Genomic DNA, 14,134 nt, shown 5'->3' on the forward strand with positions numbered 1-14,134 from the left:
TATCGCCCAATTATTACATTCTATTCTTTTGAATAAATTGAAAGAGTGAGGGAAGTAGAAGACTGAGCATGTAGAATATGATGAAAAGTGAATTCAAGCGAATATTATTTCGTTTTATTTCGGGATATTGGAGGAACGGGTTTCTAAAAGATATGTAGTTTCTAAAAGAAGAGTTACTTCATACGAATAACTTGTCATCTATCCTCCCCATATTCTTCATATTATAATGTGGATATACCAAAGAGGAGGGAAAATGATGACTGTAACAATGGATGAGCAGCAAAAACTTAAAGCATTAATTCGATATTACATAGACGAAGAGAACAAGGTAGAAAAACTAGTAGATTACTTAATAAGACATGAGACTGTAGGATTAGAGGTATTTGCTTACTTAGGCTTTGATAAGATGGATGAGTTAATGTTTCAGCCAGTTAGTAGAAGGACTTTTATTAGAAGGATGCCTTTCTATTTCCATAAACCTAGTAAGGAATTAGGTGACATAGCTGAGTTAAGTCAGTACATCTATTATTCACTCGAATTCAATAAATCAAATTATGGAGAGCAACTTGAAGACTTCTATTGTGCATTGGAACGCTTATTTTATGACTTTGAAATTGATGTGATTACTATTCTGAATTATACGGTTAAACAGCGTGGACGTGTGGGAGAGATTCAACCGATTTATAATTGGTTGCACTACCTTGAATTAGCACAGAAACTTAGAATAGAAGAGAAGACACCTACCCGATTCATTGTGGAATATAACAATGTCAGAGAAATGGTTGGACTTGAGCCGATTATTTATGAGATTTCTGAAATGTACACTGGTGAATATATCGAAAGATATGGAAACAGATTAAGGATGGATGGGATATTCCCATGTGATCATAATAACCAACCTATCCTTAAATGGATTGGTGTAAGAATTAAAAACTCCAAGAGGATATATGTTAATGTCAATGATAAGCTAAAAGGTTCACTGTTTGTAGAGATCACACCTAGAACAAAAGTGTGGGGACTCAATGTGTATGGAACAGATGAAGATGGCTCAGATATTTGGTATGACCTGTACACGGGCCCATTATTAATGGAGTTTGATCATGCAGTTATAAAAGATAGACGTGTGGCAATAGGAATGACTCAGAAACAAGTTGCTGAAGCAATAGGAGCGTCATCTCGAACATATCAAAAGTGGGAACGTGGAGAAACTACACCTGATGGTCACTTTCTACTTAGATTGATGAATGTATTGGACATTAAGGAATTGAGTGAGATTACTAAGATTCAAGATGTCGATGATATTTAAGTGGGGGCGAAGTAGTGGTTGATGATAAATTGCTAACTGAATTGAGTGAGGAGTTTGAAAGGTTAATTCCAAATTTTTTAACAGACTTTAACGTTCTTCGGCTAGATGAATCTAAATTTGTGTTTGAACATGGAGAAACTAAAGTTACAGTAGCAGTGGATTATTCTAAGATTATTTCAGGTCATAATATGTATTCATCAATTGGAAGAGTACTCACTTCCTTCAAAAAAGAAATTATTGAACGTGAAAACAGGTCTTTTACCATATACAGAGATTGTGGTTTTCATGATAAAAAACAAAATTATTCAGAGTTTCTCTTAACCTATGATTCATTATTTTATTTTGACTCAAGTTTTGTTGAGCATTATATGATAGGAGATATTATTGTTGAAGTGTCTGAACCAAGTTCTTTATACAGGCTGATTTTTAATTCGTTTGCTAAAGATAAGGGATTTGGTGATCAATGGGAAAGTCATAAAACAGTCAAGTTGAGAGGCTGTAAATTCGCAGATCAGGAAAAAACTCTTCAACAAATCTTATTTTTAATTGCTAAATATCATGCTCCTGAATATGAGTTTATCGCTGATTACCCTACAATTGTTCCTTATACACCCCATGGTGAGGATGCTAAATGGAATGATCCTGAGGATAAATTAGCTAATAGAGAATTTGATAAATTTTTGTATACTCCAGTGAAATATTCAGAACCACTTTCCCTATACAATAAGGCAAAGAAACTTGAAGATCCTATCCTATATTATAGAGTTCTTGAGTACTTCTTTATAATTAATAAGAAACTCGAAATTAAAAAATCAATTGAAAGCTATAATAATGCTGATAACTTAGATACGTTCATTATAGAAATGAGTGCTCTATATAGGAAAGAGGAATCGGAACTGTTAAAAAATCTTCTTAATAACATTGAGGATATTGAACATCTAATTGACTATGCTAAACAAAAGGGGCTTGTTGATAGTCTTGACGTGTCAACATTTTCGACAAAACTTTATGAATACAGAAATAGTATTGTGCATAGTAAGTATGATACAAAATTTAAAATCAACGTACCAACTATTGAGATCTTCCATCCAGAATCTAAAGATAGGTATTGGATTGAGATACTTAGAAAACTAGCTGAGAAAATTATTGTACAATTTTGCTGAGAAAAATTAATCCCCCAACCATTAAATGAAGGGGGATTTTTTTACGTCTACTATGTTGTGAAATAAACAACTGGATAACTTGGATTGCCATTCTCATTATAGTGTAGGGGGATTTCTCGTTCTTCCATTAGCTTGTTACTGAGCTTCTGTTTACTTAAACCATGATTAAGGATCAGTCCACCAATAATTTTCTTGAGTTGTCTACGTTTTAATTCATACAACCATTTTGATTTGTCTTCTTCTGTAACAATGGAATCCTTAATTCGTGTATCACGCTTTCTCATTTCTGCTTCAACATCTTCAATTTCTAAGTATGTATTTTCTATGATTCTATGTTCAGTTACCCATCCGTACTCTGTTATGTATTTCAGGCAAGTTTTTTCTAATTGTTCGCATACGTGCTCATTTAATTTAGATAATTGCTCATTTTTCCTCATGGGGAATATTCGGTTTGCTTCTTCTTCTCCTAAAGTTTTTAATACCATCTGTCGATCAAAATTGCCTACCGTCATACCCAGGTCTTTAAATTGTTTGGCTAGAAGTTCAACCTCATTCATGTGGGTAGCTGCCATAGATGGAACTGTCCAAAACGTGATCATGTTCTGATAATATTTTTTCTGTGCTTCTAATTTGGCTCTATTCACATAATCAAATGGCAATCGTTCTATATCAATCCTATTTAGTAACTGTAAGTAAACCAACAATGACAAGATAGTTCTGATTCGGCGTTCCTTGCTACTCTTAAAACGATCAAAGTCACACCATCTATCTAGACGCTTCATGATGTAGTTTATTGAAGCATAGAATACAGCTTCTTCAGTATCTTTGATGTGAATTAGAGTTGAGATATTTTCCAACGCTATTAAATGTAACTCTCGTAACACTGAATAGTATAATGGTGCTCGAAGTAATGAATTCAAATTGGGATATGCTTCTTTTATGAATTCCTCATCATTTAGCAACTCTAGATTCTGCTGGATTAAGTTCTCCATTTCAACATGCCATTCTGATTTCTGAATTGTAATGTTAAAGCATTGCATCAGGTATCGGAGTGATTTAGGCTTGTTTTGATTGGTCAATCTTTCTGTTACTTCAATAATAGTACCTGTGAATGGATGAGAACTACTCCAACACTTATACCACCAGTAACCTGTTTTGGGATCTTGATATATATTTGCTGATGGTGACGATTCGTTATGGAATATATCATAAAACTGTTTGCTTGCTATTCCTAGATAGTCATGTAGATTAATCATCTTTAAATAATCATATACTTCTTTACGTGATGATACAGTTATTGGCTTGTATGTACTTTTCATTCTATATATTATATTTAAACTTAAACTCTGGATCATATCTGCATTACTCATGTATGTATTTACTGTATCTGATGAAGTAGGGGGGGATATTGTAGCCTCAATTATATCTATATTATTACTATAGTAATTGAGGTCATAATATCCCCCCTTTACAACTAAGTCATGATTAATCTGAAGCCTATTTTCATAATCAAATAAGTGAAGGTCAGTTCCACCAAAGAAGAATCGTTCAGCTTGAAAGGTGGATTCATCAGCAAATGGATACTTTTTAAATAGTTGATCAGTATGAGCATTCAACAATTTGATATCCGTAAATGGTTCATTGAAGGCGAAGACAACCCTAAACTTAGGCCAAGCTTCTGTATGACTGAACGTTTTGTACATAAACATTGCTGACGTTTTAAACTCTTCTATAGCAGCTTCCCATGTAATAGATATATCCTTAACCTTTTGTTTAAGTGCTCGATCATAGTATCCATTATCGAAATCCATACAGATGATTTGCTGAGAAGTCCAATAATCTTTGGTACGCCTTAATGACCCATTTACCTTTGTTGTAATGAAAGCGGGAGTAAAAGTTTTACCTTGTAATAGTTCATGTGCCAGTTGTTCAGGCTCAATGTCTACAGGATTTCGAAGCAGTCTATTGTTAATTTGTTGCATCTGAGTTGTTGGCTTTGAATTGTATTTCGTTTGGTCAAGTAACAGTTTGATACTGATATCCTCCTTTTTATTTTAAGAATTAATATATGTAATATATTTAAAATGTATCATGATTATATTGCTTTGGCAAGAGTATTTTGAAAAACAAGGGGGGCGAAATTTGCATACACCCTAGATGTAGACGAATGGCAAGCCGAATACATGCTCATTGCAGAGAACACGGAGTGTAGGGAGAAGCTGAAAGCGAGCCAGTAAAAAAGGGCAGACAAGCAGCTTTCTTGAAGGAATATTGGAAACCGGACATGGGGGAAATAGGGCAACGGGACAATACGGCCTGTTGAAAAATGTTGCCGAAGCAATAGGGGAAACAGAGAGAACTGTGGAGCGTCTGTAAATAACAATGAAATAAAGCGGAGCTTATGAAGGAGGACACTTTATACCTCCTAGGCTAGTTGTGTTCCATTTGCCTATTAGTTAATCAAGGATCTGAGTAAGAGAATCGATTCTGAGATGTCACTATAGTAGAAGAGAAAATTTTAAAGAATAAATATATGAAATTATGTTTACAAATAACAAACGGTCTGCATATAATGGATATATGAGGTTAACGAATTCCAAGGCAGACTCTTGGAGCCTATGAATACATATGAACGGAGGGATGAGATACGCGCAGGATTCGATATGTGTGGTACAGGGTGATGCAGCGGATAGGCTGGAAGTGATCCAAGGATGGCATTAGATAACAAGGGATGAAGATGAGGAATAGGGAAGAGTTCGGATATAGATTGACCGTAGATAGTGAAAGTCGAAATAATACATAATGAATTGGAGATTTGTGAATATGAACAAGTTTAATGTAGTTTGTAAGTTTCAAGATGGATACGGATTTACTACCGAAGAGATTGGCAGCGAGTTCTTAACAAATAAAGACGTGAAACCCTATCTAGAACAGTTATGCATAGGTTTTTTGAATGGGCTTATTGACAATCGGAAATTTAATTACGTTGATAATGATGGCAATAAGCATCCATATAATTATATAGACTTGGCATCCATCACAATTAACTTTGTTGGGGAGGGAGAGTAAATGAGTGTTTGTAATATTGTGTTTATTAATGGTGGAGAAAAAGCATATATCTCTGCTGATTCTAGGGTATGTGTTATACGTGGATCAGACCCGGAGCGCTATCAATTACATGATGACGCTCAAAAATTACAGTTTTACTCTGGCGGCTTTGCGGCTTACATTAGTGGGAGCATGGATATCGCTGATACAGTAAGTAGAATTCTTCAAGAAACAGGAGAAAATGATATTGAAAAGATTGTAAATTTAACGAAAGATGTTTACGGTACATTTCTAGAAAATAGACCCTACCTTAAAGATTCTAAGTACAACATTCAGGTTGTAATTCCGGGCATTCGTGAAGACGGTACGTGGGGGATAGTTTACTTTGATGAGGTTGATAATTTTAATCCTGTAGATATTTGTGCTCATCCTGGTGAAGATTTGGTTATTGGATATGGAAAGGGACATTGGATTACTGACCCTGTAATTGAACGTTATCTGGGGAAAGAGGATATTGGTAAAGTATTGCTAAAAGCATATGCTGCTGCGGCAAATGAGCAATGTGGAGGTACTCTTACATATTTCGAGTTGGATAAAGAAAACACACAAATGTACACTGCGAAGATTCCAGATACAAAAAAATTGAAACGATATAAAGACTACTTCCCTGATGCTATTAAACATGGCGAAGGTGATGGAATGACTGCAACAAGCGGTAAGTATCAGGAAGTAAAATATAACGGAGGCCTATCTCAAACATACTATCAAAGCAATACAGGTCGAGAGAGAAGTGTACTTCTTGATGATTCAGGGATCATAACAACAGCGGATCAAGGAAAATATACTGCTAGAAGTAAAGAATTTCAATTCATTGCCACTGAGAACGGTACATATAGATTGAGTCTTTCTAATGGTTCAACTTTTGAATTAACAACTTCAGGTCTTGGGATCGACATTCAAGGTGATATCAATATTAAGGCCACAGGAAACATTAAAATGAACGGTAGTCGTATCGATCTGAACTAATCAATCAAACATATAGAGGAGAATATACATATGAATAAACGATTTGAGCTAGAGAAGAAACTGATGGAAGAACTACAAGAAACGAGAGACTTGTACGAAACAACTATGGATGAGTACGATATTTTGATGAATTTTGTCATGCAACACAATCTTACAAAGATGCTGGATGCATACGTTCATCAACAATTAAAGGACTGTAAAGATGAATACCTTATTAATCGCTATCTACAGTTGGTTACAAATCCTCTAGAGGAGAATATCGAGGAAGAAACAAGCGTAAGTTTGGAAGCGTCAGACACTCAGCCATTCTTTTTTATTAATGGGCAGGCCGTTGATGTCTCTAAAATTTTTGTAGGGAATTCTAAGTGACAGCGTCAATGTAACCGATAATCCTATGGTATAGTCTTCCATTTAGGCTATACCATATCACTCTATCGGAGGTACATAATATGAAAAAAATACTGTCTAAGTTGCCAACTTTCACGTTGGGAGCAATTGTTGGCATTACAGTTACAGCAGGAACAGCAGTAGGAGCAGCTACATACCTCAAAGCAACACAAAGTAACGTGAAAATTGTGGTTGACGGTACTCAAGCAAAATTATCTGACACCCCACTTAATGTAAATGGAAAGCTATATCTTCCAGTCAGAGATACAGCAAATGCCATGGGTTACTCTGTTGAGTCTGTAACTAGTACTCAAGTGTCATTGAAAGAAGGAGTATCGGCAAGCAACACAACAACAAACAATGGTTCAACTGGAAATAGCGTTAACAATCCAAGCAATTCGAACAATAGTACAACCACTAATAATACAGGAGGACAATACGTGCAAGGACTTCATGAAAAGTATTCCACTGATGGGAAACTTGATGCAGCAAAAGTTAAAGAAGCAATTACAACTAAAAAGATTACTGTGAACACACAAGATAAAGATACAGGAAACAGTCTGATGCATTATGTTGTATTGGAAAATAATTACTCGTTGTTTCTAACAATTAAACGTAATGCATTGGATGTCAATTTACTAAACAACCAGAAACAAACGCCGTTACATCTAGCGGTAATTAATAAAAACTCATTCTACTATGGGGAACTTGAACAATTAAATGCAAATCCCAAAATTGAGGATAAAAATGGTCTATTGCCTATCGACTATGCTGAAAAAAATTCCGTGTTTGATATTGGATTAGATGCTTACATGCGTTTTTATAAGTAATGATTAACTTACTTTAAAAACATTCAAACTTCAACAGAAAAAGGACAAAATAAAAGACGACTACTGCAAAGCTAACAACATCCCATTAATACGCATTCCATACTGGGATTTTAAAAACATCGACTCAATACTCACCGAGCGATTGACTGAATTGGGCGCCCTCTCCCCTGCTTTGGTTGAAGTTTAAAAACGAATGTATGTTCTGTAGGAATATTCTCCCACCTATTGTACAATGATATAGGCAAGGAGGGATTCCATATGATACTGAATTTTGATGAGTCCGGGAATCTTGGTACTGGCGGTAGATATTTTATTATTGCCGCAATTTGTGTAAAAGACAATATTTCGCCATTGAAGAATGTCATTAAAAAAGCAGTTTTGAAAACTAAAGAAAAATTTCCTAATTATTCTAATGTAAATGAAATTAAAGCGAGTGACTCTACTCAAATTATTAAAGACTACTTTTTGAACAAAATCGCCTCAAAAGACATTGAAATTAAGTACATTGTCGCAGATAAACTTCACGTTAAGGAAGCTTTACTTCATGATGAAAATCTACTTTACAATTATATGTTGCAAATTTTGATATCTCCTATAGCACAAAATAACCCTACAAAAGACTTATTAATTAATTTAGATCAACGTTCAATTAAAGTTAACTCATTAAATTCCTTCTCTGAATATATAAAACTAGAACTTATCTATAAAAAAGACTTGAATATTAATATTGATGTAAAGTATTACGAATCACAAAATAGTTATGCAATACAAGCTGCTGATTTTGTTGCAAACGCAATTTACTCAAAGTATGAGAAAAATGAAGATTATTTCTATAACATTATTAAGCCTAAAATTACAAGTATCGAACTTTTCCCTAGAAGATTTTTTGGTACAGACAAAGTGGTACATTTTAATGCTAGATAGTCTTTCTCCTCTTTACCGAAGTATTTCATAATGTTATAATATGTATGCACAAGTAAACCCACTGGTGTCGTGTTAAAACACTGAAACATAAGTTGCCTGTATGGCAACCGCTCCATTGGTTTTGTGCATATTGTTATTTAATTAACGTTCTGGGTATATAATAGGTACTGATGGAGTAAACCCACTGTAGTCGTATGCAAGTATTGAGCATATAAATCAGATGTGTTCTGATCGCTCCAATGGTTTCCATCAAAATGAAGTCGCCTTCTTATGAGGGTGGCTTTTTATTATCTTCTCTATTCTCCCACTCGTCCTATTCATCCATTACTGTAGACCCACTCCTTTTGGCATGGTATAATCATTCCATAATTAGGAAGTGAGGTCTACATATGAAGAAGTTGGTTTTATCATTTTTATTAATACTATTACTCGTTACCTCGTCTCAATTAGCTCCAGCAACAGCAGCTACTAAGTATGATTTCAAAAATGTCAATTGGGGTATGACAGTCAATCAGGTTAAAAAGAAAGAAAAATCAAAATTATTAGATCAAGGAAAAGTAAAAGACTTCTCATACTTGAAGTACAAAACAACGGGATTTAGAGAAAGTGCAACACTGACATACATATTTTATAAGAACAAGTTGGCACGAACAGTTTATGATATATATCCTAATGACACAAAGAAAACTCCGAGTAACAAGCTTGATAAATACTTCAGTATAAAAAGAGATTTATTAGACGAATATGATGCACCCTTTAACAATAAGGATATAATCACATCAAGTGGAAAAAACATACCTACTTATATTGGCGACTTAGAAGACATGGTTGCAGGAAAGGTAGCATTTATAACTGAGTGGTTTATTGATAAAAAGAGGACTTCGATAGTACTTCTCTTAGCCGCTGAAAATAAGGTCACTTTTCTTCAAGTTACATACGAGAATAATACTTTGAAATATGATTTGGATGAGTTGATGAGGGCTCAGGGGATTAAATAATTATAGCAATTAAAAGAGCTGCCTCATTTCTGAGGTGGCTTTTTATTATACTTTCATATTGAAATTATCCAGTTTTCTTTTCCATCAGTCTTAACGATTTGACCCCTCTTGTATTATATTGAATATGAGAGGAGGAATTAAATATCAGATAGCAAGATATAGCAACACAATACATAAACAGATGAGGCGAGCTAATTGAGTTGAGTTGATGCAAGGATGGAATACCGCCTGTAGACAGGTTGAAGGTGGACTGTCGCTTGCACATAAAATATAAAACTAGAATAGGATGATTTGATTAGTGATTAATAGTTCCTTGTTTAAGTTTGATGAAAATGAAGTTAGAGTAATTTTTGTAGAAGGTGAACCTTGGTTTGTATTAAAAGATGTATGTAATATCCTTGGGCTCCGATCCTCAGACGTTAAACAACGGCTAAATGACGATGTGGTTTCAACCCACACCGTGATGGACTCAATTGGAAGAAAGAATTCGGCTACAATTATAAACGAAGAAGCATTATACGATGTTATTTTTGACAGTAGAAAACCCGAAGCGAAATCGTTTCGTAAGTGGGTAACAAGCGAAGTACTCCCTGCAATCCGCAGAGATGGAATGTACATATCGGATGAAGCAACACATGAGCAAGTTAAGTACAATGTTCCAAACTTCATGGCTAATTTGGATGATTACAATATCACTAAACTCTATAATCTTATTGAAGAGTTCTTAGCATTTCATAGACAGCATAAGACACGCCTACCCTACAAGCGAAAGAATTCTAAACACCACGGAAACAAGAAATTGAAAGACCATATTGAAAGTATGGAAGATATCCGAAATGAGTTAATTAGTTTTCTAGATGTTAAGATTCAGCAGTTTAACGATTACCATCAAGCAGGTCTAGCTCAAGAATACGTGAGGATCAAAGGTATGGTTGAATGGAAAGTTGAGAATATGCGTTATAGAACAGCGGCTTGTAGATAATACATAGAACATCATAGTAAGGGGCTACCTCATATTAGAGGTGGCTTTTTATATTCCCATGAAAGCATACTTTTGCATTAGGAAATGAATTCAAATCCTCACACTTTTACATCAATTTCTCCTATTTTGATTTCATTTTATTTTACGTCTGTTGTTTAACATGATACAATTGCAAATAGAGATACCAATTTATGTAGCTTTCTAAAATGTTTCAATCATACTACTTGGTGATTCAATCATAGAATTAACTGTCTAATCTAAAATTAGATAGGAGATGGTTGAATGCCTAAACGAAAGAAGGTTATTGATATGACGCTACTGAATAAACCAACGAATCAAGTCACTGGTTGGAGACGCATGAAAGAGATTGCCAAAAAATCTATGGATAACCATGGTTACAGCCATTCTGATGTAAGAAAAGAACTCTCGAAAATAAGGTCTGAACAATCAAAATGATAAGATGTGTTGTTGATACAAATATTTTTATTAACGCAATTTTCTCTGATGGGTTTAAAAATGATGAGCAAGTTTTAGATTATGAACAGAATGGTTCAATCAAGTTTGTTTTCTCTAACTACACAGCAAATGAATTGTGGACCATCTTTTCACGCACTATTGGTGAAAAGCGTATTTTTGAAAGCGAAGAATTCTTCAGAGAGTTATATTTGACCATCAATAGGTCGGCTCGTATAGATGTTCCTCCAAAACTACAGAAACTATCGAGTGATAAAAGCGATCAGCCTTTTATTGAGTTAGCTGTTGCGGCCCAAGCAAATTACTTTATAACCAATGATTTATCAAATGGCTTGATTGATTTAGGGGAATATCAAGGTGTAAAGATAGTAAAACCTGCACAATTTATACGAGAATTAAGGAGAATAAATAGAAGAGCAAATTAAATATAATATTTCAACTAGACTATACATAGCTTAAAACAGGGTCGGTATATATTACAATCCGACCTTGTTTAATGAAATACCAAATTTACATAGAAATTAACTACCGAAAAGCCTTAATAGGGCTTTTTTTGTTTTAATTTTATAGAGAATGGATTAAGCAAATAGAGCTAATCCTATTTTTTTATCTTTTTAAGTATAAATATATGTACATTTTATATTTTGTTTGTTATACTTCTGATATAAACAATAGATAAACGGAGTGATACGAAATGTTGACTGCTCAAAAGACTGAATATAAGAGATATGAACTATGGTTCGCAGAATTGATTAATACTAGCAGCGGCAGTGTTCAGAGAGGAAAACGCCCAGTCCTCATCATACAAAATGACATGGGTAACAGATATAGCCCAACGGTACAGGTAGCTTCAGTTACCACAGCCAAGAAGAAAGCGATGCCTACACATGTAAATTTGGACGCTATGGAGTGTGGATTACGTGATGACAGTATAGTTATGATGGAGCAAATTTCAACTATATCAAAAGAACAGTTAATGTGGAGAATCGGCTCTGTACCGGAAGAATACGCTCCTATGCTGGATAGAGCTGGTCAGGTGCAAATGGGATACATCAGTGCATGGGATTAACTACATACGATTTAACAAGTGTTATATATAAATAGACACCTTTGACGCTTATTAAAGGTGGTGGTGCAAATTGATTTGATTTGGTGGTACTGTCAATTGTGTCTATTAAAATATTTAAACACGGAGGAAAGAACATGCATAATGGCTTGATCGAGATCACCAATATTAACGATGCGGATTATATTGAATTGGTAAGTGGGGAAACGAGTGATTTTACAGTAGGACAGATTTATGAGGTTAAGGTGGATGATGGTTCTATATACACTGAGGGGGAGCGCTACAGTATGGATAATACATATACCGCAAACACTGAGATGTTCTACAACCCAAAATTGCAATTAAAATTTTACAAGAGGGATTCTGCTTATGCCAATATACGCTGAGGTTGTTGATAACAAATTCAAATTAGATTCCTTAACCATGGGAAGTAGATATGAAATTAAAAGAACTGAACCAAATTATTTTCATCATAAAGGTGAACCTTATGTTATTAATGACTATGGGGTGATGGACTTTAGTTTTAAGATGTTGTGCAAGTTAAGATACCACAGAGTTAGATAAGATAAAGCAAAAAGTATGGGGTCGGGCTTAGGTGTCCGACTTCTAAAATGAATAAGAATGAACTAAAAAGTAGTATTAATATTTAAGAAAGGTAGATTATAAAATGGCAGATAAAAAAATGGGGAGACCATACAAATTACACCCATCAGAAATTAAAAAATGGGTTGAAAAGTATGGAGAGAACACATATTTACCAAGAGGAATTTTATGTGTACAGAGTTTGATTGAGGATGAAGTTATTGAGGAAGAGTACTCCATGGCTGCATATCTCCTTTTTAAATCAGTGGAGTCGAGAATTCATAGCTGTCGTTATTCGCAAGGTATTTATAGAGGAGTTCACTGCGATTGGAGTGATCCGATTAGCGGAGTGAGTGAAATTATTAATTTGAAGCCAGAAATGTGGAAGGAATGGATTACGCAGACAAAGCGCTTTCTTGAAAATGACCAGAATCAATCTTACCGTCCCACAATTGACCGTATTAACACTGATCCAAATATCGGCTACAGGTTATCTAATGTTACCATATTGCCTTTCGGTGAAAATTCATATAAGGCACAGGCTAAGCCAGTTTATGCATTTGAGATGGGAAACAAGCAAACTAATGTAATTCCCACATTTAGAAGATATGATTCGATAACAGATGCAAAGAAAGACTTGGGTTTACCTAAGCTAGAAAACGATACTGGAGTTTTTACAAACACTCAAGATGGAAAAATAGTTTTGATTCAATCGGAGCAATCAACGACTGGTCAAAAAAGCATTGAAGTAGACAGTAATGAGAATGAACAGAAAGTGTATAAAGGATACATACCAATAGGACAGATAGAGATTGATGGTCAAATATACAATGTGCATCAACCGTTTACCTTTGAACAAATGCAAATTAAGTTGAAGGATTAAGAATAGAAATACATAACAAAAGAACATGCAAGATTATCTCTAGACTCAATTGTAATCCATCTATTCATTGCACTCTAAACTACACTAAACACAAATGGAACATGTCTTAGAATACTGAGTAGTCTCGTGGGGTGTCCGGGTGACAACTACTATTACCTCGAATATACAAGGTGAGGAGGTGAGTGAATATCCAAAGTGCAGCAAAAACATTGTCTGTCATTCGTCCAAGCAGCATTCGCATACATTATCCGTACGAAAGTCATACGGGTGGTGTACAACGGATGAAGGAGACAAACAAGCAGAAAAAATCTAAATCATTCAACTTTATTTTTATAGACGATAACCGTAGCGAAGAAGAAGCAAAAGCAGCAATTCAATTTGTAGTTGATACTGTAGTACAAAGAGCGATCAAAAATTTCCCTGCTACAGACTATGATATCACAATTAAATCTACAGACTGAGGGG

General features: G+C 34.7%; 16 protein-coding genes. 15 read left to right on the forward strand and 1 reads right to left on the reverse strand.

Annotated features, from left to right (window positions below; genetic code table 11):
- Positions 1–253: 253 nt before the first annotated feature.
- Positions 254–1,306: a helix-turn-helix transcriptional regulator gene (locus MHB71_RS00135; protein WP_340028487.1), complete on the forward strand. Its 1,053-nt coding sequence runs from the start codon at positions 254–256 to the stop codon at positions 1,304–1,306.
- Positions 1,307–1,320: 14 nt separating this feature from the next.
- Positions 1,321–2,469 (forward strand): hypothetical protein, encoded by a 1,149-nt coding sequence (locus tag MHB71_RS00140; protein ID WP_340028488.1) that lies wholly within the window; start codon positions 1,321–1,323, stop codon positions 2,467–2,469.
- A 50-nt stretch (positions 2,470–2,519) separates the two neighbouring features.
- Here MHB71_RS00140 and MHB71_RS00145 read toward each other — a convergent pair whose 3' ends face one another.
- Entirely contained in the window at positions 2,520–4,451 is a 1,932-nt protein-coding gene (locus MHB71_RS00145; protein ID WP_340028489.1) for a hypothetical protein, read from the reverse strand.
- 841 nt (positions 4,452–5,292) lie between these two features.
- On the opposite strand from MHB71_RS00145, the gene MHB71_RS00150 reads away from it, so the two are divergent.
- The 13 genes from MHB71_RS00150 to MHB71_RS00210 all read left to right on the forward strand — a co-directional run bounded on the left by MHB71_RS00150 (position 5,293) and on the right by MHB71_RS00210 (position 14,130).
- The gene (locus tag MHB71_RS00150; protein WP_340028490.1) at positions 5,293–5,538 is read left to right on the forward strand and encodes a hypothetical protein; all 246 of its coding nucleotides are present in this window, start codon (positions 5,293–5,295) and stop codon (positions 5,536–5,538) included.
- Positions 5,539–6,543, forward strand: a complete 1,005-nt coding sequence (locus tag MHB71_RS00155) for a hypothetical protein (protein WP_340028491.1) — start codon at positions 5,539–5,541, stop codon at positions 6,541–6,543. It abuts the gene before it with no gap.
- A 30-nt stretch (positions 6,544–6,573) separates the two neighbouring features.
- Entirely contained in the window at positions 6,574–6,912 is a 339-nt protein-coding gene (locus MHB71_RS00160; protein WP_340028492.1) for a hypothetical protein, read from the forward strand.
- Positions 6,913–6,992: 80 nt separating this feature from the next.
- Positions 6,993–7,760, forward strand: coding sequence for an ankyrin repeat domain-containing protein (locus MHB71_RS00165; RefSeq protein WP_340028493.1), 768 nt, complete (start codon positions 6,993–6,995; stop codon positions 7,758–7,760).
- A gap of 258 nt (positions 7,761–8,018) precedes the next feature.
- The gene (locus tag MHB71_RS00170; protein WP_340028494.1) at positions 8,019–8,684 is read left to right on the forward strand and encodes a DUF3800 domain-containing protein; all 666 of its coding nucleotides are present in this window, start codon (positions 8,019–8,021) and stop codon (positions 8,682–8,684) included.
- 389 nt (positions 8,685–9,073) lie between these two features.
- Positions 9,074–9,682 (forward strand): hypothetical protein, encoded by a 609-nt coding sequence (locus MHB71_RS00175; protein WP_340028495.1) that lies wholly within the window; start codon positions 9,074–9,076, stop codon positions 9,680–9,682.
- 298 nt (positions 9,683–9,980) lie between these two features.
- Entirely contained in the window at positions 9,981–10,664 is a 684-nt protein-coding gene (locus MHB71_RS00180; RefSeq protein WP_340028496.1) for a BRO family protein, read from the forward strand.
- A 282-nt stretch (positions 10,665–10,946) separates the two neighbouring features.
- Entirely contained in the window at positions 10,947–11,120 is a 174-nt protein-coding gene (locus tag MHB71_RS00185; protein WP_340028497.1) for a hypothetical protein, read from the forward strand.
- Complete coding sequence (locus MHB71_RS00190) at positions 11,117–11,563, forward strand: putative toxin-antitoxin system toxin component, PIN family (protein WP_340028498.1); 447 nt, start codon at positions 11,117–11,119, stop codon at positions 11,561–11,563. Before MHB71_RS00185 ends, MHB71_RS00190 begins: the two co-directional genes overlap by 4 nt.
- 269 nt (positions 11,564–11,832) lie before the next feature.
- On the forward strand, positions 11,833–12,207 hold the full coding sequence (locus MHB71_RS00195) for a type II toxin-antitoxin system PemK/MazF family toxin (RefSeq protein WP_179263196.1): 375 nt from the start codon (positions 11,833–11,835) through the stop codon (positions 12,205–12,207).
- A gap of 134 nt (positions 12,208–12,341) precedes the next feature.
- Positions 12,342–12,590: a hypothetical protein gene (locus MHB71_RS00200; protein WP_340028499.1), complete on the forward strand. Its 249-nt coding sequence runs from the start codon at positions 12,342–12,344 to the stop codon at positions 12,588–12,590.
- Positions 12,591–12,871: 281 nt separating this feature from the next.
- Positions 12,872–13,669, forward strand: a complete 798-nt coding sequence (locus MHB71_RS00205) for a hypothetical protein (protein ID WP_340028500.1) — start codon at positions 12,872–12,874, stop codon at positions 13,667–13,669.
- 182 nt (positions 13,670–13,851) lie between these two features.
- A complete protein-coding gene (locus MHB71_RS00210) occupies positions 13,852–14,130 on the forward strand; it encodes a hypothetical protein (protein WP_133387092.1) in 279 nt (92 codons plus the stop codon).
- The last annotated feature ends 4 nt before the right edge of the window (positions 14,131–14,134 follow it).

It is taken from the genome of Paenibacillus sp. FSL H7-0940 (assembly GCF_037979415.1).
Lineage (GTDB): Bacteria > Bacillota > Bacilli > Paenibacillales > Paenibacillaceae > Paenibacillus > Paenibacillus amylolyticus.

Coding starts and splice junctions, on each gene's coding strand:
- MHB71_RS00135 (WP_340028487.1), top strand. CDS start 254: ATGATGACTGTAACAATGGATGAGCAGCAAAAACTTAAAGCATTAATT.
- MHB71_RS00145 (WP_340028489.1), bottom strand. CDS start 4,451: ATGCAACAAATTAACAATAGACTGCTTCGAAATCCTGTAGACATTGAG.
- MHB71_RS00150 (WP_340028490.1), top strand. CDS start 5,293: ATGAACAAGTTTAATGTAGTTTGTAAGTTTCAAGATGGATACGGATTT.
- MHB71_RS00155 (WP_340028491.1), top strand. CDS start 5,539: ATGAGTGTTTGTAATATTGTGTTTATTAATGGTGGAGAAAAAGCATAT.
- MHB71_RS00160 (WP_340028492.1), top strand. CDS start 6,574: ATGAATAAACGATTTGAGCTAGAGAAGAAACTGATGGAAGAACTACAA.
- MHB71_RS00165 (WP_340028493.1), top strand. CDS start 6,993: ATGAAAAAAATACTGTCTAAGTTGCCAACTTTCACGTTGGGAGCAATT.
- MHB71_RS00170 (WP_340028494.1), top strand. CDS start 8,019: ATGATACTGAATTTTGATGAGTCCGGGAATCTTGGTACTGGCGGTAGA.
- MHB71_RS00175 (WP_340028495.1), top strand. CDS start 9,074: ATGAAGAAGTTGGTTTTATCATTTTTATTAATACTATTACTCGTTACC.
- MHB71_RS00185 (WP_340028497.1), top strand. CDS start 10,947: ATGCCTAAACGAAAGAAGGTTATTGATATGACGCTACTGAATAAACCA.
- MHB71_RS00190 (WP_340028498.1), top strand. CDS start 11,117: ATGATAAGATGTGTTGTTGATACAAATATTTTTATTAACGCAATTTTC.
- MHB71_RS00195 (WP_179263196.1), top strand. CDS start 11,833: ATGTTGACTGCTCAAAAGACTGAATATAAGAGATATGAACTATGGTTC.
- MHB71_RS00200 (WP_340028499.1), top strand. CDS start 12,342: ATGCATAATGGCTTGATCGAGATCACCAATATTAACGATGCGGATTAT.
- MHB71_RS00205 (WP_340028500.1), top strand. CDS start 12,872: ATGGCAGATAAAAAAATGGGGAGACCATACAAATTACACCCATCAGAA.